15 protein-coding genes and 1 pseudogene are annotated in these 19,724 nt (G+C 65.3%); 7 read left to right on the forward strand and 9 right to left on the reverse strand.

Annotation, left to right across the window (positions count from 1 at the left end; translation table 11 throughout):
- Nucleotides 1–44: 44 nt before the first annotated feature.
- The 3 genes from I6L39_RS02310 to I6L39_RS02320 are packed head-to-tail and all read right to left on the reverse strand — an operon-like array spanning nucleotide 45 to nucleotide 3,591.
- Complete coding sequence (locus tag I6L39_RS02310; protein ID WP_254203721.1) at nucleotides 45–1,574, reverse strand: N-acetylmuramoyl-L-alanine amidase; 1,530 nt, start codon at nucleotides 1,572–1,574, stop codon at nucleotides 45–47.
- A 23-nt stretch (nucleotides 1,575–1,597) separates the two neighbouring features.
- Nucleotides 1,598–2,071: a tRNA (adenosine(37)-N6)-threonylcarbamoyltransferase complex ATPase subunit type 1 TsaE gene (gene tsaE, locus I6L39_RS02315; protein WP_216990918.1), complete on the reverse strand. Its 474-nt coding sequence runs from the start codon at nucleotides 2,069–2,071 to the stop codon at nucleotides 1,598–1,600.
- Between the two features lie 17 nt (nucleotides 2,072–2,088).
- Nucleotides 2,089–3,591 (reverse strand): NAD(P)H-hydrate dehydratase, encoded by a 1,503-nt coding sequence (locus I6L39_RS02320; protein ID WP_216990919.1) that lies wholly within the window; start codon nucleotides 3,589–3,591, stop codon nucleotides 2,089–2,091.
- Between the two features lie 96 nt (nucleotides 3,592–3,687).
- Here I6L39_RS02320 and queG point away from each other — a divergent pair, with 96 nt between their 5' ends.
- On the forward strand, nucleotides 3,688–4,842 hold the full coding sequence (queG, locus tag I6L39_RS02325; protein WP_216990920.1) for a tRNA epoxyqueuosine(34) reductase QueG: 1,155 nt from the start codon (nucleotides 3,688–3,690) through the stop codon (nucleotides 4,840–4,842).
- An 83-nt stretch (nucleotides 4,843–4,925) separates the two neighbouring features.
- Nucleotides 4,926–5,669 (forward strand): polyphosphate--glucose phosphotransferase, encoded by a 744-nt coding sequence (ppgK, locus tag I6L39_RS02330; RefSeq protein WP_209794631.1) that lies wholly within the window; start codon nucleotides 4,926–4,928, stop codon nucleotides 5,667–5,669.
- 51 nt (nucleotides 5,670–5,720) lie between these two features.
- Here the strand turns inward: ppgK and I6L39_RS02335 are convergent, their stop codons facing one another.
- Nucleotides 5,721–6,176, reverse strand: coding sequence for a hypothetical protein (locus I6L39_RS02335; RefSeq protein WP_042078319.1), 456 nt, complete (start codon nucleotides 6,174–6,176; stop codon nucleotides 5,721–5,723).
- Nucleotides 6,177–6,650: 474 nt separating this feature from the next.
- Between I6L39_RS02335 and metN the strand changes: the two genes are divergently transcribed.
- The 5 genes and pseudogenes from metN to I6L39_RS20370 form a co-directional block, all read left to right on the forward strand.
- Nucleotides 6,651–7,694 carry a methionine ABC transporter ATP-binding protein MetN gene (gene metN, locus I6L39_RS02340; protein ID WP_042078318.1) on the forward strand — a complete coding sequence of 348 codons (1,044 nt, stop codon included), beginning with the start codon at nucleotides 6,651–6,653 and terminating at the stop codon, nucleotides 7,692–7,694.
- 58 nt (nucleotides 7,695–7,752) lie between these two features.
- Nucleotides 7,753–8,406, forward strand: a complete 654-nt coding sequence (locus tag I6L39_RS02345) for a methionine ABC transporter permease (protein ID WP_209794628.1) — start codon at nucleotides 7,753–7,755, stop codon at nucleotides 8,404–8,406.
- A gap of 26 nt (nucleotides 8,407–8,432) precedes the next feature.
- Nucleotides 8,433–9,233, forward strand: a complete 801-nt coding sequence (gene metQ, locus I6L39_RS02350) for a methionine ABC transporter substrate-binding lipoprotein MetQ (RefSeq protein WP_042078315.1) — start codon at nucleotides 8,433–8,435, stop codon at nucleotides 9,231–9,233.
- Between the two features lie 97 nt (nucleotides 9,234–9,330).
- The gene (rfaH, locus tag I6L39_RS02355) at nucleotides 9,331–9,831 is read left to right on the forward strand and encodes a transcription/translation regulatory transformer protein RfaH (RefSeq protein ID WP_202211660.1); all 501 of its coding nucleotides are present in this window, start codon (nucleotides 9,331–9,333) and stop codon (nucleotides 9,829–9,831) included.
- A 20-nt stretch (nucleotides 9,832–9,851) separates the two neighbouring features.
- A pseudogene (locus tag I6L39_RS20370) lies at nucleotides 9,852–9,944 on the forward strand (transcription/translation regulatory transformer protein RfaH); the annotation flags it as partial.
- Between the two features lie 263 nt (nucleotides 9,945–10,207).
- Here the strand turns inward: I6L39_RS20370 and I6L39_RS02360 are convergent.
- From I6L39_RS02360 to dgt, 5 genes are all read right to left on the reverse strand, one after another.
- Entirely contained in the window at nucleotides 10,208–12,184 is a 1,977-nt protein-coding gene (locus I6L39_RS02360) for a methyl-accepting chemotaxis protein (RefSeq protein WP_216990921.1), read from the reverse strand.
- Between the two features lie 37 nt (nucleotides 12,185–12,221).
- Nucleotides 12,222–13,433 (reverse strand): EAL domain-containing protein, encoded by a 1,212-nt coding sequence (locus tag I6L39_RS02365; protein WP_216990922.1) that lies wholly within the window; start codon nucleotides 13,431–13,433, stop codon nucleotides 12,222–12,224.
- Nucleotides 13,426–17,694 carry a transporter substrate-binding domain-containing protein gene (locus tag I6L39_RS02370; RefSeq protein ID WP_216990923.1) on the reverse strand — a complete coding sequence of 1,423 codons (4,269 nt, stop codon included), beginning with the start codon at nucleotides 17,692–17,694 and terminating at the stop codon, nucleotides 13,426–13,428. The genes I6L39_RS02365 and I6L39_RS02370 overlap by 8 nt, the downstream gene beginning before the upstream one ends.
- 143 nt (nucleotides 17,695–17,837) lie before the next feature.
- On the reverse strand, nucleotides 17,838–18,041 hold the full coding sequence (locus I6L39_RS02375; protein WP_216990924.1) for a hypothetical protein: 204 nt from the start codon (nucleotides 18,039–18,041) through the stop codon (nucleotides 17,838–17,840).
- A 292-nt stretch (nucleotides 18,042–18,333) separates the two neighbouring features.
- The gene (gene dgt, locus I6L39_RS02380; RefSeq protein WP_216990925.1) at nucleotides 18,334–19,710 is read right to left on the reverse strand and encodes a dGTPase; all 1,377 of its coding nucleotides are present in this window, start codon (nucleotides 19,708–19,710) and stop codon (nucleotides 18,334–18,336) included.
- Nucleotides 19,711–19,724: the final 14 nt, after the last annotated feature.

Raw genomic sequence — 19,724 nt, forward strand, 5'->3', positions numbered from 1 at the left:
ATCCTTGCCACCGGCAGAGGGACGGGCGCGGCGTTCATCCGGCACTAGTCCTGCGGGATGTAGAGCACCTGCCCTATCTGGATTTCCCGTGACTTGAGCTTGTTGATCTCCACCAGCCGCGCCTGGCTCACCCCGTGCTTCTCGGCGAGGCGGGAGAGGCTCTGGCCGCGGGTGACCACGTGGCGGATCATCCTGGACTTGTCGTTGCTCTGCACGCTGCTGACCGGGGCGCTCGGCTCCTTCGCCGCCACCTTGTAGGGCTTGATCACCCCGGCGCCGGAGGCGCTGCCGACGCTGCTGACCGGGGCACCGCCGTCGCCGACGCGATACGGCTCGGTCGCCGGCATCCGGTTGGTCACCACCTGCTGCACCGGTTGTGTCGCCGGTTTGCTGGCGGCCACGGGCCTGCTCGCGGGGGCAGGACGACTCGTCGCCTGCTTGCTGGCCACCTGTTGTCCCTTGCCGGTCAGCATGGGGCCCTTGGTCGGATGGCTGCGGTAATAGGCGCGGATCCCCTCGAAGATGGCGCGGGCCAGCTGATCCTGATAGCTGGCGGTGGCCAGCAGCTTCTCTTCCGCGTGGTTGGAGATGAAGCCCGTCTCCACCAGCACCGAGGGAATGTCCGGCGCCTTCAGCACCGCCAGACTGGCGTGCTCCGGCGCCTTCTTGTGCAACCGGGCCACCCTGCCCATGGAGCGCAGGATCTGGCGGCTCACCTCATAACCTTCGGCCCTGGACTTGTCCATGGAGAGATCCAGGAAGGTCTGTGCCAGATAGGGGTTGGGATCGGATTCGGCCAATACCTTGCCGACGCCGCCGAGCAGCTCACCCTGCTTCTCCTGCTTCTCAAGCCAGCTGCCCATCTCGCGGTTGGCACGGTTGGTCGACAGCACCCAGACGGACGCGCCGCGCGGGGTCGAGTTGTGGAAGCTGTCGGCGTGCACCGACACCAGCAGATCCGCCTTGGCCTTGCGGGCGATCTCGGAGCGCTTGTTCAGGTCGACGAAGTAGTCGCCGCGCCGGGTCAGCACGGCACGCATGCCGGGCTCGCGATCGATGAGGGCCGCCAGCTTCTGCGACACCGACAGGGTCACCCGCTTCTCGTAGGTGCGGCGCGGGCCGATGGAGCCCGGGTCTTCCCCGCCGTGGCCGGGATCGATGGCGATGACGATGGCCTTGCCCTGTCCCCCGACTGGCGCGGGTTGTGCCGTGGCGCTGCCCTTCTCTTCGTAGGGCAGATCGATCACCAGCCGGTGGCCATAGGGACCGGCCGGCGCCAGCGGGAAGACCACTGGCTTGATGGAAGAGCTGAGATCCAGCACCAGGCGCAGGCTGCCTTGTTCAAGGGGCGTGCTCTCGCGGATTTTGCGCACCAGCTCGCTCTTGTTCTCGATGCGGGCCAGGTTGGCGGCATTGCTGGTGCCCTTCAGGTCAATCACCAGGCGGCTCGGGCCGGTCAGGGTGAAGTAGTTGAAATTGGGGGCACTGCTCATGTCGAGCACCACCCGGGTGTTGTCCGGCGACGGCCATACCCGCACACTCTTGAGCTGATTCGCCCAGGTGGGTAAGGCCATCAAGGAGAGAACAAAGACGAGGATCAAGCGCACTGAGATGACAACCGTTCCAGAATGGCTTCGCCGATAGCAGTGCGGGCCGCGATCTGGGCCTCGCGCTGCTCGTTAACATAGGTCAGGGTGATCTCGAGATCCGGGGCGGGCAGCCAGCCCTCCCCTTTCTCCGGCCACTCCACCAGGCAGAGGGTATCGGCGCCGAAGTAGTCGCGAATACCCATGAACTCCAGCTCTTCCGGGTCGGCCAGTCGATAGAGATCGAAGTGATAGACCTGCCACCTGGCCAGTTCATAGGGCTCCACCAGGGTATAGGTCGGACTCTTGACCTTGCCTTGATGGCCGAGCCCCTGCACCCAGCCTCGGGTCAGGGTGGTTTTGCCGGCCCCGAGGGCGCCGTGCAGAAAGACCGTGGTCGCCTGCTGGCACGCCTGCGCCAGCTGGCCGCCCAGGGCCACTGTTGCTGCCTCGTCCGGCAGTGTCATCATCAACGTTTTTGCCATGTTCTTCTTTTAACTTGTTACTGTGTCGGATTGACCAGACGGCGGATCCAGGGCAGCAGATCCGATGCCAGCATGCCCCTCTCCCCCTCGGCCGCAGCCAGGTCGGCCGCCTCGCCGTGGATCACGGCCCCGAGTCGGGCGGCCATCCCCGCAGGCCAGCCCTGGGCCAGGAGGGCGGCGATTATACCAGACAAGAGGTCGCCCATGCCGCCGCTGGCCATGCCCGGATTGCCCTCGTCGCAGAGGGCGATGGTCGGGCCATCGCAGATGAGCGACCCGGCCCCCTTGAGCAGCACCACGCCACCGTAGCGCCGCTGCAGCCGCGAAACGGCGGCGAAACGATCCGCCTCGACCTCGTCGATGGTGCAGCCCAGCAGGCGGGCGGCCTCCCCGGGGTGGGGGGTAAGCACCCAATTATCCCGATGACGGGGGGCCTGCGCCAGCCAATTCAATCCATCGGCGTCCAATACCAGTGGCTCCGGGGCCGCGAGGCGGTGCTCGAACCGGGCCCGGGCCCACTCATCCTGACCGAGTCCGGGCCCCAGCACATGCACCGAGGCCCAGGCCTCGTCCATGCCGGCCGGGCATCCCATCAGCTCGGGCTGTACCAGGCTGGCAGGGGGGGCGTCCGGATGCTGGCACAGGCGCACCAGGCCCGCCCCCGCCCGCAGGCAGGCCTGACCCGCCAGCAAGATGGCTCCCTGCATCCCCAGGTTGCCGCCCGTCAGCAGCACCCGGCCGCAGCGTCCCTTGTGGGCCGAGCGCGCACGCGGAACCAAGAGTCCCTTGAGGCGGGGATAATCGATCCGCTCGGCGGCGGGGATGACACCATCCTCGGGCCCCACCCCCAGGGGATCCCAGTCGAGGTGGCCGACCCCGTCCACCCCCTCCGCGGTGAGCATGCCCTGCTTGATACCGATGAAGGTGAGGGTGCGGGTGGCGTGCACCAGGGCGCCCATGGCGCGACCTGTATCGGCATTGAGCCCGGAGGGCAGATCCACCGCCAGCACGGGAACCCCCAGACCGTTGATGGTTGCGACGATCTTTGTCATGGAAGGGGAGAGGGGGAGCTGGACACCGGTGCCGAGCAGCGCGTCTATCACCAACTCCGGCAACGGCAGTGCCGAGTGTGCCAGCTCATCGGCCATCATCACGCTGCCTCCCGAGGCCAGCCACTCCTCGGCGGCCCGCCTGGCATCCCCCTTGAGCAGGCCGGGGGCCCGGGCGGCGATCACCAGGGGCTCGAGGCCGAGGCGCCTGGCGAGGCGGGCCAGCACATAGCCATCCCCGCCGTTGTTGCCCGGGCCGACGAAGATCCACCAGCGGCTGCTCTCGGGCCAATGATGACGGGCATAGTTGCACAGGGCGGCCCCCGCCCGCTCCATCAGCACATAGAGGGGCAGCCCCTCGCGCTCGGCCCAGCGCCGCTCCAGGCGGCGGATCTGTTCGGCCCGCCACAGGGGTTGTGCTAGACTGTCGCCCTCTTTCCTGCGGATAGCGTCCTCGAACACCTGTACCATGACGGCCCCCAAGCTTCATCATCCCATGACCCGGCAACTGGCACGCCATATTGCCACCCTGCGCCTGCCGCCCTGTCGGCAGAGGGGCAACGCAGCATGACGGCCGCCGAACTCGTACAGCTGGCCCACGATATCAAGCTCTGGGCACGGGAGCTAGGATTTGACCAGGTCGGCATCACAGACACGGATCTCGCCCTGGAGGAGCCCAGACTGCAGGCCTGGCTGGACGCCGGCCACCACGGCACCATGGACTACATGGCGCGCCACGGCATGATGCGGGCCCGCCCCCACGAGCTGCTGCCGGGCACCCTGCGGGTGCTGTCGGTGCGGATGAATTACCTCCCGTTCGAGGCGGGCTTCGCCGCAACCCTGCGCGACCCCACGCTCGGCTATATCAGCCGCTACGCCCTCGGCCGCGACTACCACAAGGTGCTGCGCAACCGGCTCAAGCAGCTGGGGGAGCGCATCGAGCGGCGCTGCGAGGCGCTGTTGCAAGGTTCGCAGGAGACCCTGGGCGAGTGGCGTCCCTTCGTCGATTCCGCTCCCATCCTGGAGCGCCCGCTGGCGGCCAAGGCGGGGCTCGGCTGGGTGGGCAAGCACTCGCTGCTGCTCAACGAGTCGGCGGGCTCCTTCTTCTTCCTGGGGGAGCTGCTGGTCGGCCTGCCGCTGCCCCTGGACGCCCCGGTGGAGAAGGAGCAGTGCGGCAAGTGCGTGGCCTGCATCAACATCTGCCCGACCGGTGCCATCATCGCCCCCTATGTGGTGGACGGCCGTCGCTGCATCTCCTATCTCACCATAGAGAACGACGGCCCCATCCCCGAGGAGTTCAGGCCGCTGATGGGCAACCGCATCTATGGCTGCGACGACTGCCAGCTCATCTGCCCCTGGAACCGCTATGCGGATGCGAGCCCAGAGCCCGACTTCAGCCCGCGCCCCACTCTGCACCGCCCGCCCCTGCTTGATCTGTGGGGGTGGAGCGAGAGCGATTTTCTCAAGCACACCGAGGGCAGCCCCATCCGCCGCATCGGCTACCGGCGCTGGCGCCGCAACCTGGCGGTGGCCCTTGGCAACGGTCCCGCCAGCCCGCAGGTCATCGAAGCCCTGCAGCAGGCGCTCGGCGAGGCCGAGCCCATGGTGGCCGACCATATCGAGTGGGCGCTGGCGACCCTGGCCAACCGCCAGCAGGAAGACCACAAGAAGACCCGCCTGCTGATCCGCTGCATCGAAAAAGGTCTGCCGGATCACGCATAGGCGATCTGGCCCTTGCCGGATCGCAGGCATTTTTTCATGCTCTGCCGACCATTGACCATCGGCACAATAAAAGGAAGATTCGGATGCAGATGTTGGGAGTAGATATTGGCGGGTCCGGGATCAAGGGCTGCCTGGTCGACACCGAGACCGGGGAGCTGATTGGCGAGCGCCACCGCATCGCCACGCCGCAACCGGCCACCCCGGCCGCCGTGGCGCACACCCTCAAGGCGCTGGTCGAGCATTTCCAGTGGAAGGGCCCGGTGGGATGCGGCTTTCCCGCCACCATCCACAACGGCATCGCCAAGAACGCCTCCAACATCGACAAGAGCTGGATCGAGACCGATGCCGCCCACCTGTTCGCCGACGTGACCGGCCTGCCTTGCTATGTACTGAATGATGCCGATGCGGCGGGCCTCGCCGAGATGCGCTTTGGCACCGGGCGGGATCGCCAGGGGGTGATCATCCTCATCACTGTGGGCACCGGCATCGGCACCGCGGTATTCGTCAACGGCCAGCTGCTGCCCAACACCGAGCTGGGCCACCTCATCCTGGAAGGCATGGTGGCCGAGCACTACTGCTCCGACGCCGTGCGCAAGCGCGAGGATCTCTCCTGGAGCCGCTGGGGCAAGCGCTTCAACAAGTACCTGGCCCGCCTGGAATTCCTCTTCTCCCCCGACCTCTTCATCCTGGGAGGCGGCAGTGCCGCCAAGCTCGACAAGTTCATCGACCGAATCGAGACCCGGGCCCCCCTGGTCGCGGCGGCAAACCTCAACCAGGCCGGCATCATAGGAGCCGCCCTCTACGGCGCGGCCCGGCAGAAGGGCTGACCCCTCCCCGTCATGCCCCCGACAGATCCGGCCCCTGCCGGGTCCCTTGGTTCAGATGTCGTCGAGCCGATGAGCCCCGTGCACCAGCCGGGTCAGCCGGGATCGCGCCATCGAGGCCAGGGCCTTCAGCAGTGCCCCCGTGTCCGGCGTGGGGCACTCCCGGGCAAGGCGCTCCAGCTCGGCGATGAGCCTCTCCTCCTGCTGCGACACCAGGGCCACTATCTCCTCCGGCTGAGTGCCGGCCGCCAGCGCCAGGCGCTCGCACTCCGCCAGCAGATCCTCGCCGAATCCCTGATCCAGCCAGGTCTCCTTGACCGCCTTCCCCATCTGCTCGCGATAGTCGTGCAGATGGGCCGCCGCCGCGTCTTCCCGTCCCTGCAGATAGGCCAGCAGCATCCGGCTGCGCTCCCCGTCCACCCTGGGGATCTGGCGCCCGTAGCTGAGCCCCTGCTGATGATGAAGCTGCTCGAGATAGAGCATCAGGTCCTTGATCTGTTGAAATCGCATCTCTCCCTCCTCCTGGCATCCACCTTCTGCCAGTATAAGGAGGTGGCGCCTGGTCCCGACCGAAAAATGGTTATTTATTGTTCTTCATCAAGGGGATGGTGAAGAAAAAAAGCCGCGGGATGCGCGGTGGGCGAGAGGCGGCGCCGGGGGGGCGAGGAGCCGGTCTACCACAGGCGGGCTCCGAGAGAAGCATCGAATAGACAAGTTATGGTTAATTTTCCAGGTTATATTCGGTCATGAATCATCAAGTCAGAATCTGATCTTGAGACTCCCGATCCCCCCTCGCCGCCATAGTCGGTGGACGGAAATCCTTATCCATTTTTTAGACGTCTAGACGTAAAAACATACGTTGACACAGCCATCCGGACATCTTAGCATCATCCTCCATGATGACAGAGCTACCCAGTGAAACCTCTGCCCAATTTACCCGCCTGTAGCGCCCTGTGCTTTAAGGCTGTTAGCACGGAAGAATCCATGATTAAGTTGATCGGTCTCAACAAAGTCTACGGTAAAGGCAGTGATGCCGTGCACGCCCTGCGTGACGTGAGCCTGCATGTGCCGCAAGGCAAGATCTTCGGGGTGATCGGTGCCTCCGGTGCCGGCAAGAGCACCCTCATTCGTTGCGTCAACCTGCTGGAGCGCCCCACCGAGGGCCAGGTCATCGTCGATGGCCAGGATCTGGTCGCCCTGAGCGAGCGGGATCTGACCCAGGCCCGCCGCCAGATCGGCATGATCTTCCAGCACTTCAACCTGCTGGCCTCCCGCACCGTCTCCGCCAACATCGCCTTCCCCCTGGAGCTCGCGGGCTGGAGCAAGGCGCAGATCCAGAGCCGGGTCAGCGAACTGCTGGCCCTGGTCGGGCTGGAAGCCCGCGCCCATGCCTATCCGTCCGAGCTCTCCGGCGGCCAGAAGCAGCGCGTCGCCATCGCCCGCGCCCTGGCGCCGGCGCCCAAGGTGCTGTTGTGCGACGAGGCCACTTCGGCCCTGGACCCGCAGACCACCCGCTCCATCCTGAGCCTGCTCAAGGAGATCAACGTCAAGCTGGGGCTCACCATACTGCTCATCACCCACGAGATGGACGTGGTGAAGGGGATCTGTGACGAAGTGGCCATCATCAGCGACGGCCGCCTGATCGAGCAGGGCGAGGTCGCCTGGTTCTTCAGCAACGCCAAGACCCAGCTGGCTCGGGATTTCATCCACTCAACCATCCACCTGGAAGTACCCCAGGAGTATCAGGAGCGGATGAGTGCGGAGCGTGTGCCCGGCAGCTACCCATTGGTCAAGCTGGGTTTCACCGGTGCCACCGTCGATTCGCCGCTGATTTCCGAGGTGAGCCGCCGTTTCAACATCGACATCAGCATACTGAGTGCGGACATCGAATACGCTGGCGGCGTCAAGTTCGGCTTCCTGCTGGCCGAGCTGTTCGGGGACGAGGCCCAGTGCGAGGCGTCCCAGCAGTTCTTCATCGACAACCACATTCAGCTGGAGGTAATGGGCTATGTCCGAAGCAATGACTAATCTGCTGCGCCCCATCCTCGGCGACTCAGCCATCCTATCCAGCTGGAGGTAATGACTCATGTCCGAAGCAATGATTAATCTGCTGGTCTCGGCCCTCGGCGACACCCTGATCATGGTGTTTGCCTCCGCCCTGTTCGGCTGCCTGCTCGGCCTGCCGCTCGGCGTGGCGCTGCACGTGACCAAGGCGGGCCAGATCCTGGCCAACCCGCTGCTCAACAGGATCCTGGGCGTCATCGTCAACGTGGGACGCTCCGTGCCCTTCATCATCCTGCTGGTGGCCATCATACCGCTGACCCGATTCATCGTCGGCACCAGTATCGGCACCATAGCCGCCATAGTGCCGCTGACCGTCGGCTGCATCCCCTTCATCGCCCGTCTGGTGGAAGGGGCCCTGATGGAGGTGCCGGACGGCCTGCTGGAGGCGGCCAAGGCCATGGGGGCCAAGCCCCTGCAAATCATCGCCAAGGTGCTGCTGCCCGAGGCCCTGCCGGGGATCCTCAACAGCATCATCATCACCCTCGTCACCCTGGTGAACTACTCCGCCATGGCCGGCGCCATCGGGGGGGGAGGTCTGGGGGATGTGGGCATTCGCTACGGCTATCAGCGTTTCGATCCCACCGTCATGCTGGTCACCGTGGTCATTCTGGTGGTGCTGGTTCAACTCATCCAGAGCGCGGGTGAGCGCCTGGTCAAACAATGTGATCATCGTTAATCGTCGATTTCTGACAGGAGGTTTTTATGAAATTGGGCATTAAATCCGCGGCAGCCGCGCTGCTGGCAACCCTAGTACTGGTCGGCTGCGGCCAGAAGGAAGAGAACAAGACCCTGAAGGTGGGCGCCATCGCCGGCCCCGAGACCGAGCTGGTGGAGACCGCGGCCAAGGTGGCCAAGGAGAAATACGGTCTGACCGTCGAAGTGGTCACCTTCTCCGACTACGTCACCCCGAACGTGGCCTTGAACGACGGCAGCGTCGACGTCAACGCCTTCCAGCACAAGCCTTACCTGGACGCCCAGATCCGTGATCGCGGCTTCAAGCTGGTGCCGGTCGGCAACACCTTCGTCTACCCGATCGCCGGTTATTCCAAGAAGATCAAGGCGCTGTCCGAGATCAAGGACGGCGCCCAGATCGCGGTGCCGAACGATCCGACCAACCTGGGTCGCTCCCTGATCCTGCTGGAGAAACAGGGCCTGCTGAAGCTGAAGGAAGGCGCCGGTCTGGAAGCCACCGTGCTGGACATCGTCGACAACCCGCGCAACTTCAAGATCGTCGAGCTGGAAGCCGCCCAGCTGCCGCGCTCCCTGGAAGACGTGGATCTGGCCATCATCAACAACACCTTCGCCGGTCAAATCGGGCTGACCCCGACCGAGAACGGCCTGTTTGTCGAAGACAAGGAGTCCCCCTACGTCAACCTGATCGTCGCCCGCGAAAACAACAAGGACGACGAGAAGGTCAAGGAGTTCGTCCAGTCCTTCCAGACCGACGAGGTCTACAAGAAGGGGACCGAGCTGTTCAAGGGCGGTCTGGTGAAAGGTTGGTAATCACTCACTCTGTAAAAAAGGCCACGCCAAGCGTGGCCTTTTTTTTTGCCCCCGTTATCATAGTCGGAAGCACGGCAACACGAAAAACAGAACAACAATGAAGAAATGGTATCTGGCCTACTGCAAACCCAAGGAAGAGGCCCGCGCCCGCGCACATCTGGCAGCCCAGGGCGTCGAATCCTATTACCCCATGGTCGAGATCGAGAAACTGAAACGGGGCAAACGGGTGCCGGTGCGGGAGCCCATGTTTCCCAACTACCTCTTCATCTATGTGGATCTGGAGGAGGTGACCCCGGTCACCCTGAAATCGACCCGCGGCATCAGCCGCATCATCCACTTCGGCAAGGAGTGGACCCCCGTCAGCAGCCAGCTGATCTACCAGTTGATGAGCCGGGACGACAGCGACGAGGCCCGCGCCAGCTATGCCCGTTTGCCGACCCAGGGAGACAAGGTGCTTATCGAATCCGGCCCCCTCGCCGGCTTCGAGGCCATCTATCTGGAGCCGGATGGAGAGAAACGGGCCATCCTTCTGGTCACCCTGCTCAATCAGGAGACTTGCAGCAGCTTTGAGAACCAGACCTTCCGCCGTCTGGAGTGACCGCGCAGCGTCTGATTCGCGGCGAGAAGCGCCCCCTTCGCCTTCTGGTCACCCTGCTCAATCAGGAGACTTGCAGCAGCTTTGAGAACCAGACCTTCCGCCGTCTGGAGTGACCGCGCAGCGTCTGATTCGTGGCGAGAAGCGCCCCCTTCGCCTGCTGGTCACCCACTCAATCAGGAGACCTGCAGCAGCGTCGAGAACTAGTCCTTCCGCCGTCTGGAGTGACCGCGTCCCACGGTGATCAACTTCTCCGCGGGTCACCCTGATCAATCAGGAGAACAGTGGCGGCATCGACCACCTGACATGCCGGCCTTGGGGCTGAAAAAAACGGGGCAGACCCGCCGGTCTGCCCCGTTTTGTTGCCGCCCGGTCGGCGTCAGGCATCCAGCGCGAAGCGGCTGATGGCCAAGGTCAGCCTGCCCGTCTCCCGCGTCAACCTGGCGGCGATCTGCTCCCCCTGCTGACTGTGTTCGCTGGACTGATGGCTGAGCCCGGCGATCTCCTCCACCGTGCCGGCGACCGACTGTGCCACCCTGGACTGCTGCTCGGTCGCCGCCGCGATGGCCGCGAGCCGGCCGCTGAGGTCCTGCACCAGCGCCGTCATCGCCTCCAGGGTCTCGGTTACCGAGGACAGGGCCCCCCGTCCCTGCGCCACCAGCCGGGTGCCGTCGCCCACGGTATCGGCGGTCTCCCGGGTCTGCTGCTGGATGCTGGCGATGGTCTGGTTGATCTCCATGGTCGATGCGCTGGTACGACTCGCCAGCTGCCTCACCTCATCGGCCACCACCGCAAAGCCGCGCCCCTGTTCACCGGCCCGCGCCGCCTCGATGGCAGCGTTGAGGGCCAGCAGGTTGGTCTGCTCTGCGATGGTGGCGATCACCTCGGTGACGCGCCCCACCTGTTCGCTCTGGCTGCTGAGCTTCGCCATCGCCTGATCCGCCTGGGTGATCATGGCGGCGATCTGCGCCATGGTGTCCCCCATGCGTCCCAGCACCTGCTCACCCTGCCTGGCCTGCTGTTCGGTCTGGCGGGCCGCCCCGGCGGCGTCGGCAATGTTGCCGGCCACATCCCGGGTGCTGACCGACATCTGCTCGATGGCGGCAGCCACCGAATCCAGCCTCTGGCTCTGGCTCGCCAGGTCGTCCACGATGGCGTTGGTGGTCTGGCCGACCTCGCGGCCAGCCCCCTCCACCTGGCCGACCGCCCCCTGGATCTCCCCCACCAGCTCGCGCAACTGGGCCGACATCCGGTTGATGGAGCCCGTCAGGCCGCCCAGTTCATCCTGGCGCAGCACCGGCAGGGGGGCGAGCGGCAGGCGGCCATCGGCCACCTGACCGGCCCGGTTCACCAGGCTGGCAATCTCCCGGGTCAGACGCCGGCTGAACAGCAGGGCCACCAGGGTGCCGAGCAGGATGACGCTGGTGGTCGCCAGCAGCAGGGTGCGATGAATGGTCTGGCCGGCCGCGGTCATCTCGCCGGCCATCTTGTCCACATCCCCCCGGGTATGGGTCACCTGGGCCGCCAGCTGGTCGGCGAGCCGGGTCAGGGCGGGCTCTATCTCGGTGGCCATCAGGTGGTTGGCCCTGTCCCAGTCCGGCGCCTGGCGCTTCTCGATCACCTGGCCGACCAGCTCGGCGAAGGGGGCGGACATCTCCTCGAACAGCGTCCACAGCCCCTTCTGCGCCTCGGTGAAGCTGGCCTGTTGCTGCTTGATCTCGGCCACCCGCTGCAGATGGAACTGGTAGTAGTCCTGGTACTTGTCGCGATACGCCTTCTCCCCCGAGATGAGAAAATCCCGCAGGGCGGAGAGGGCATTGGCCAGGCCGTTGTAGGCATCCCCCACCTGCTTGAGCAACAGGCGGCGATCCCCCGGCAGCTGATCCTGCGGGGTCGCCACCTCTTCGTTGGCAATGGATTGCAGCTGGTCCAGGGCGGCCTCCGCCAGGGGGCCCGCCTCCAGCAGCATCAGGGTGTGGGCAGGCAGGTTATCCTCGGTATGGGCCAGGGCCCAGACCTTCTCCTGCGCCTCCTTGAAGCCTCTCAGGGAGCGGGTCAGATCCGGGGTGAACGACTGCCGCTCGATGAGCCGCCAGGCCCCTTCCCACTCCTGTTTCAGGCGCGCCGACTGGGCTGGGTCCTTGCCGAGGATGAGGTAGCCACGCAGGGAGGAGACGGTGGCGATCAGCGCCTTCTGGCTCGCCTCGTCCCGCTGCAAGGCGGGCAGGGCCTGGGCCAGCAAGACATCCTGCGAGCCCTCAATCCGGCCGAGCTGATGGTAGACGAGGGTCGACGAGAGAATGATGAGCAGATTGATAAAACAGAAGCTCAACAACAGCTTGCTTGATAGTTTCATGGCCATCCTTGTGTGACTGCGGGCATCCTGCCCTGAATTAGCGCCTGATCAGCGTGGGTAGCCGTGCCAGCCAGCTCTCATGCCAGACGCTCAGCTCCTCGCGGGGCATGGGACGGGCGGAGAAGAACCCCTGGCACTGATCGCATCCGAGCCTCGCCAGCAGTTGCCAGGTGGCCTCGTCCTCGACCCCTTCGGCCACCGATTTCAACCCCAGCTTGCGCGCCAGCTCGATGCTGGATTCGATGATGGCAAGGCGGGAGGGATCCTCGTAGCAGCGATCGACGAAGGATCTGTCCAGCTTCAACTCGGTGAAGGGCAGCAGGGCGAGCTGCTGCATGGAGGAGTAGCCTGTGCCGAAGTCATCGATGGAGAGGCCAAAGCCGTGCATGCGCAGGCGCGTCAGCACCTCCAGCGACTTGCCGAGATCCTTGACGAAGGCGCTCTCGGTCACCTCCAGGGTGATGAGCTCGGGGTTGATGCTCCAGCGCTGGCAGTGGCTGAGCAGGGTGTTGCACAGATCCCCCTCGATCAGCGAGGTGGTGGAGAGGTTCATCGACAGGTTCAGCGAGAGCCCGGTCTGCTCCCAGAGGTGACCATCGCGCAGCGCCTTGCCGATGATCACCTCGGTGAGCGGGTCGATGAGCCCGTTGTGTTCCGCCAGCGGAATGAAACGGGCCGGGGAGATGAGGCCGTAGAGGGGGTGCTGCCAGCGGGCGAGCGCCTCCATGCCGGTCCAGCGCCCGTTGTCGAAGCTCACCTTGGGCTGATACCAGGGCAGCAGCTGATCCTGCTCCAGGGCGCGGCACAGATCGTCCAGGGTGAGCTGGAAGCCGTCCTCCTCCTGACTGCGCACCTGCTGGGGGCGCCAGGCGCCAATCATCTGCGCGATCTGCTGATCGGAGGCGGGCTTGTCGATGCGCCCCAGCACCTGCAGGCCATAGGCCCGGCTCATGCGCAGCACCGCATCCACCACGTCATCCTCTAGGGCGCTGCACAGCACTATGCCGCCGCGAAACCCGCCGAGGGAGAGGCGACGCAGCAGGGCCATGCCATCCATGCCGGGCATGCGCAGATCGCAGAACAGGATGTCCACCTGGTGATGCTGGCACTGGGCCAGCGCCTCCTCCCCGTCCTGGGCCTCCAGCAGGTGGTGGTAGCCAAGCCCGCGGATCTGGTGCATCAGGGCCTTGCGCTGGAAGTTGTGATCTTCCACCACCATGATCACCCACTCATGCCGTGCACTATTCATCGAGCCATAACCCCGTTTCACCTCTGATCCCGTTCATCAATGCCTGTACTGCCAGGGCCAGCTCGTCGAGTCTGTCCCACTGCTTCAACCTGGCCGCCGCCTCCAGCCGGGCGGCCTCCTCTGCCAATGCCTGCTGCCCCACCATGCGGGCGGCGCCCTTGATGCGATGGGCCGTCTCCACCAGCGCCTGGCTATCCTGCCTGGCCAGGGCCTGCCTCATGTCCTCGCTGTCCTGCTCATTGGCTTCCAGGTATTCGGCAGCCATGCTGCGGGCCACCTCCTCGTCCCCGAACAGGGTCAACCAGCTTATGCCCGGCACCTGAACCCAGGCTTGCCGGGAGGCCATTGGCCGGGGCTCGCGGGCCGGCAGCCAGCGCACCAGGATCTGGCGCAACGCATCCAGGCTGTAGGGCTTGAACAGCATATCGTTCATGCCCGCCTCCCGCATCTGCTGGCTGGCCTCCTCCGACGTATCGGCGGTGACGCCTATGATGGGCGTCTGGTCACCAGCTTCGCGCAAGGAGCGTGCCAATGCATAGCCATCCATCACCGGCATGTGGCAGTCCGTCAGCAGCAGGGCAAACCCCTGCCCCTGCCAGGCGAGCAGCGCCTGCTCCCCGTCCTCCACCACCTCGGACTCGAGCCCCAGGATGGCGAGCTGGCGGGTCAGCAGCGCCCGGTTGACGGGGTGATCGTCCGCCACCAGCACCCGTCCCCTGAGCGCCTCCCCCTGAACCCTGGCCGCCTCGCTGGGCCGCTGGCTCGACAGCTGATGGCAGGTCTCCAGCAGCAGGTCGGGATAGAGGGGAGACTGGCCGAGTCGCCACCAGGCGTCGCTCCCCATGCGTCCGCGCAGCGCCTCATGGTGCGAGAGTACTATGCCCTTGAGCGAAGAGCGCTGCAAATGCGCCAGCCAGTCGCTGCCCAGGGCCTGCTCCAGCGTGCGTTCCTGGGCCAGCAGGTAGCCCTCGAGGGGCTGCTGCCACTGGCTGGCCGTCAGCCGGTGCAGCCGGGCACCGAAGCGCTCCATCATGGCCGGCAGCGCCTCGTCCTCACCGAACCACCACCACGCCTGCTCGGCCAGCGGCGGCGCGTCCCACTGGCAGTCGACCAGCGGAATGGCAAAGGTCACCGTGGTCCCCACCCCGGGCTCGCTCTCCAGGGTCAGGCTGCCCCCCATCTTCTGGGTCAGCTGATGACAGATGGCGAGTCCGAGCCCGGTCCCGCCGAAGCGCCGGTTGATGTCTGACTCCACCTGCCTGAACGGGATGAAGAGGTTGTCCTGCTTCTCCCCCGCGATGCCGATCCCCGTGTCCCGCACCCTCAGGGTCAGCCTGTGATCCTGGTAGGCCACCTGGATGGCCACCCCTCCCGCCTCGGTGAACTTCACCGCATTGCTCAGCAGGTTGGAGACAACCTGCCCCACCCGCACCCCATCGATGCTGGCCTGATCCGGCACCTCCCGCCCCCATGCCAGCGTCACATTGAGCCCCTTGCCATAGGCATGGGCGGCATGCCCCCGGATGACGTCGCAGATCACCGAGGTCAGCCGGCAGCGATGGGGATGCAGCTGCAACTGCCCCGCCTCCATCTTGGAGAAGTCCAGGATATCGTTGACCAAGTAGAGCAGGTGGTTGGTGGAGGTCGAGATGTTGCGCAGCATGTAGCGCTGGTCGTCGTCGAGGGCGCTCATCTGCAGCAGCTCCAGCATGCCGTGCATGCCGGAGATGGGGGTACGCAGCTCATGGCTCATGGTGGCGAGGAAGCGGCTGCGCGCCTGGGTCGCCTCCTCCGCCACCCGCCTGGCCTGGCGCAGCTCCAGCTCCTGACGCTTCAACTTGGTGATGTCCTGCACCACCCCGTTCAGCACCACCCCTTCGAGCCCCTCCTGGTGCACGAAGTGCCCCCGGATCTGCAGATAGCCCGATTGTCCCTGGCGCTGGATCTCCACCTCGAGATCCAGCGGCTCCATGACCCTGGCATGGCGCTCCACTGTGGCCACGAACTCCTGATGGGCCTGCCCCGTCAACCCCAGGATGGCGGCCCCGGTCACCTTCTCCCCGACGGGATCCATGTCATAACCCACCATCTCCTTCAGCCCCTGCGAGGTGTAGAGGAAGCGCCCGTTGCCCGGTCCCAGCCAGTGGTATTGGTAGACCAGCCCCGGCATGCTGTCGGTGATCTGGGTGAGCCGGGTCTGCGCCTCCTGGGCCGCGAACCGCGCCTGCTCCAGCTCGGTCACATCGGTCAGCACGGTCAGGATCCCGAGCCGCTTGCCGTCCGGCCCCACGAACAGCCGCTTGGTGTAGATCATCTGGTGCAGGCTGCCGTCATCGCGCAGGAGCTCACCACGGCCATGAAACTCCTCCCCGCTCTCCCACACCCTGGCATCTTCCTCCACGACCCGGGCCCGGATCGCCTCCGGCAGCCGATCCTTGAGCAGCCGCTCATAGGAGCCCATCAGGTTTTCCCCGCCCAGGAACATCTGCCGGTATGCCCGGTTCGTCATCGCGACCTCGTAGTGCTCGTTGGTCAGCACCACCAGGTTTGGCAGGGCGTCGAGCATCATCTGGACGAACGCAAGCTGCTCCTCGAGCCGCCGCTCCACCTCCCGTCGCTGGCTGACCTGACGGCGCAGCGTCCGGTTCCACCCCAGGAACAACAGGAGGCTGAGCAGGAAGAGTCCACCACCGAGGGAAGACCAGAGCAGCACCTTCTGCGGATCCAGCCCCGTCTGTATGGTCAGGGAGAGCCACTTCTTCTCCAGGGCGGTCAGCTCCTCCGGGGGGATGGCGAGCAGCACCTTGGTCAGGATCTGCTGCAGCATGGGATCCTGCCGCTGGGTCGCCATGGCGACGGGCACCCGCAGATCGTTGCCGGAATACACCACCTGATAGCGATCGCTGAATCCCTTCTTCAACGACTGCTCCAGGGTGGTCATCCCCATCAGCACATAGTCGACCTGTTGCCGATCCAGCAGCGGCAGCAGCTCGGGATCGCTGGCCACCGGGACGGAGACGGCCCCCACCTCGGTCAGCAGCATTTTTTCCACCGAGCCCCCCACCATGCCCACGGGGTGCCCTTTCAAATCCTTGGGGCTGGTCAACTCTTCCATCCCCTTCCTGGCCACAACCACCCGGTTGAGGGAGGCATAATTGGGGGTGAAGCGGGCAAACTGCTGACGCTCAGCGGTCGGCGTCATGGCCGGGATGAGATCCAGCTTGCGGGCCTGGAACAGCGCCAGGCTCTGGGTCCAGCTTTCGGTCGGCACCAGGGTAAACTGGAGCCCGGCACGCTGACTCATCATCGCCAGCAGCTCGGCAATGAACCCCTTGAGACGCCCCCGCTCGTCGATCTCGCTCATGCCGGGCCAGTTGGGGGCGACCCCGTACCGGATCACCGGGTGCGCCTGCAACCACGCCTGCTCCTGCGGGCTGAAGACGATCTCCCTGTTTCCTTTGACCAGGGCGTAATCCAGGATGCCTCCCGCCTCCAGGATGCTGCGCCGCTCCAGTGCAGAGATGTCGTCGAGGGCCCGCTCCAGCAATCCCTGCAGGACGTCTCCCTCCGGCGCGACCGCCATGGCGAGGGAGGTATCCCTCATCCAGTCCACCGTGACCAGCGTCATGCCCGCCATGACCTGCAGACGGCTCAGCATGGGCAACTCGGCCAGATAGGCGTCCGCCTTTCCCTCCTTGAGCAGGAAGACCGCCTCGTCCCGGCTGTCGACCGTGACCAGATTCGAGATGCCGAGGCGCTGCAACTCGTCGCAGGCGCTGACGCCGAAGACACAGACCCAGCGCACGCCGTAGGCCTCCTCCAGGGAGAGGCTCTCCCGCCCTCCCGTCAGCAGGATGGCGCGAGGCAGCGCCATCAGCTCGGAGGTGAACCGCATCCGCAGTGTGCGGGTCGGGCTAGGCGCCACGCCGATCAGCATGTCGACCTCGCCGTCCATCAAGGCCTGCTGGAGCCCCGCATTGTTGGCATAGGCCCGGTAGCGCACCCCCAGCCCCAGCCTGCCTGCAATCTGGGAGGCGAACTCATTCAGGGGGCCGGTGAAGTTGCCACGGCCATCGGTATAGACATAAGGGGGCCAGGCCGTCGCCGGCATGCCGATCACCAGCTCGTGGTGGGTTGCGAGCCAGGCCTGCTCCGCCGGCGTGAAGGCGCTTGCGTCCAGCTGCGACGAATGGGCCGTCGCCACCAGGCTCCAGCAGGTCAACCAGCACAACAGGATGAGGCGACAGCAGCGGCAGAACATAATCAGCTCCCTTACAGACTGGAGGGGGATCATAGAGTGTTTGGCCCTGTGTGCGACACATAATTTGAGGCCATTCACGGCAGAAAAGAAAAATGGCAGGCCCAGGCCTGCCATCCGCGGGGTCGGGGGCCGGGCCCCTCCCCTCAGGTTATTCGATTCCCGAGCCGGAAACCGGTTTGAAACTCCCGCTCACGGATGTGGGCGACCTGCACGTTTTGCCCCTCCAGCCCGATGTCTTTGAGCAGGGCCGGGGAGAGATGCAGATAGCTGACGCGACGCTCCAGCCGGGTGATCCGTTTTTGAACCAGGGTCTCGACGTGGCGCAGCAGGGTGAGTTCGATAGACATGATATTCTCCAGTTGAACGTGCGGTTCCCCCGGAGAGAGGTGATCACCCTGCGGGACAACCGCGGGTGATGGAAAAGCAGGTGTTACCTGTTCCCTCCACGCGGCGAATAAAGAGCACGAGTCTTCGCGCTGCCAGAGCAGCGATCGAACGCAACGTTGAACATGGAATGTTGCATATTCGTCTCCTTACCGTGTGAAAGTTGAACAAGTTGCCACAGTGTAAAAAAACACCGAATTTTACGCAATCTCTCCCCCACCCATATGGGTGGGGGGCCGTCCGGGCGAGGCCCCCTCATATCCCGGACAGCAGCCGGAACTCCTCCAGCGCATAGGTATCCGTCATGCCGCTCACATAGTCGAGCAGCAGCCGCACCCGGTAGTACCACTCCTGCTCGGCCCCCTCGTGAAAGCGCGGATCCCGGCTCGCCACCGCCAGCCGGTACGCCTTGAGGTGGCGGGCGGAGAGCCTGTGATACAGGCGGCGGGCGAAGAAGAGCTCGCTCCCGCCGTCGCCGGCCAGCAGCCGCTCGAACTGGCTGGCGGGCAGGGCCAGCAGGCAGGCATAGGTGGAGAGCACGCCGCGCAGGGCGGCATAGCCCTCCAGCTCCAGCTCCTCCACCTCGGGGCGCATAAACACCTGCGCCTTCGCGACTTGTTTGAGCACATCCAGCACCCTGGCCGCCGGGGCCTGGCCGTGCAGCAGCGCCCTGGGGTAGGCACCGCTCAGGATCTCGTCGTGCTCGCTCACATAGGTGTGGGCAGCCAGCGCCACCAGATCCCGGGTCAGCCGATGGCGGAAATGGGGGAAGAAGCCGCGGCCAGAGGCGAGGGCCTCATCGAGCAGGGTGGTCATGTAGTCGCTCTCATCCGCTGCCCTCAGCGCCGCCAGCAGCTCGCCCTGGGTGAGGATGCGCCTGTCCAGCGCATCCTCCAGATCGGCGATGCAGTAGGAGATGTCGTCCGCCGCCTCCATGATGTAGACCAGCGGATGGCGGCATCCCGGCGCCAGCCCCAGACTCTCGCCCAGGGCCCGGTAGAGGGGCTGCTCGCTGAAGAAGATGCCGCGTTTGCTGGCCCAGCCGTGATGCTGGCCATAGCCCTGGGGGCTGTGCAGCCCGGGTTGGGGTTGCTGCGGGTATTTGCACAGGGCCGCCAGCTGGCCCAGGGTGAGGTTCAGCTCGTGCAGGCTGTGCACCAGCCGCAGGCTCTGGGCGTTGCCGTCAAACACCAGCAGATCCTGGCGAAGCGTTGCCCACTGGGCACTCGGCAACTGGTCGTGGGCTCGGGCAAAGAGACTGTCCAGCTCCTGCGCCAGCCACTGGCTCATCACCTGCTCCCCGAAGTGGCCAAACGGCGGGTTGCCGACGTCGTGCAGCAGGCAGGACATCTCCACCAGATTGATGAAGGCCCCCTCGCAAACCGACCCCGAGGGCAGGGCCGCCAGGATGCGCCGGCTGATCTGGCGGCCGGTCTCCTGCACCTCCAGGGAGTGGGTGAGGCGGCTGCGCACCGAGGCCTTCACGTCGAGGGGGAAGACCTGGGTCTTCTGCTGCAGCCGGCGCACCGGTGCCGCCTGCACGATGCGGGCGCGATCCTGCTCGGTCGCCTCCAGCAGGTCGTCATCGCCCCAGGGGTGGATCCGCTCCGGGGTAATCAAACGGCTATACATCTTGTGGCTCCTTG

Origin of the sequence: Aeromonas sp. FDAARGOS 1409, from assembly GCF_019048705.1 — a bacterium.
Classification (GTDB): Bacteria; Pseudomonadota; Gammaproteobacteria; order Enterobacterales; family Aeromonadaceae; genus Aeromonas; species Aeromonas sanarellii.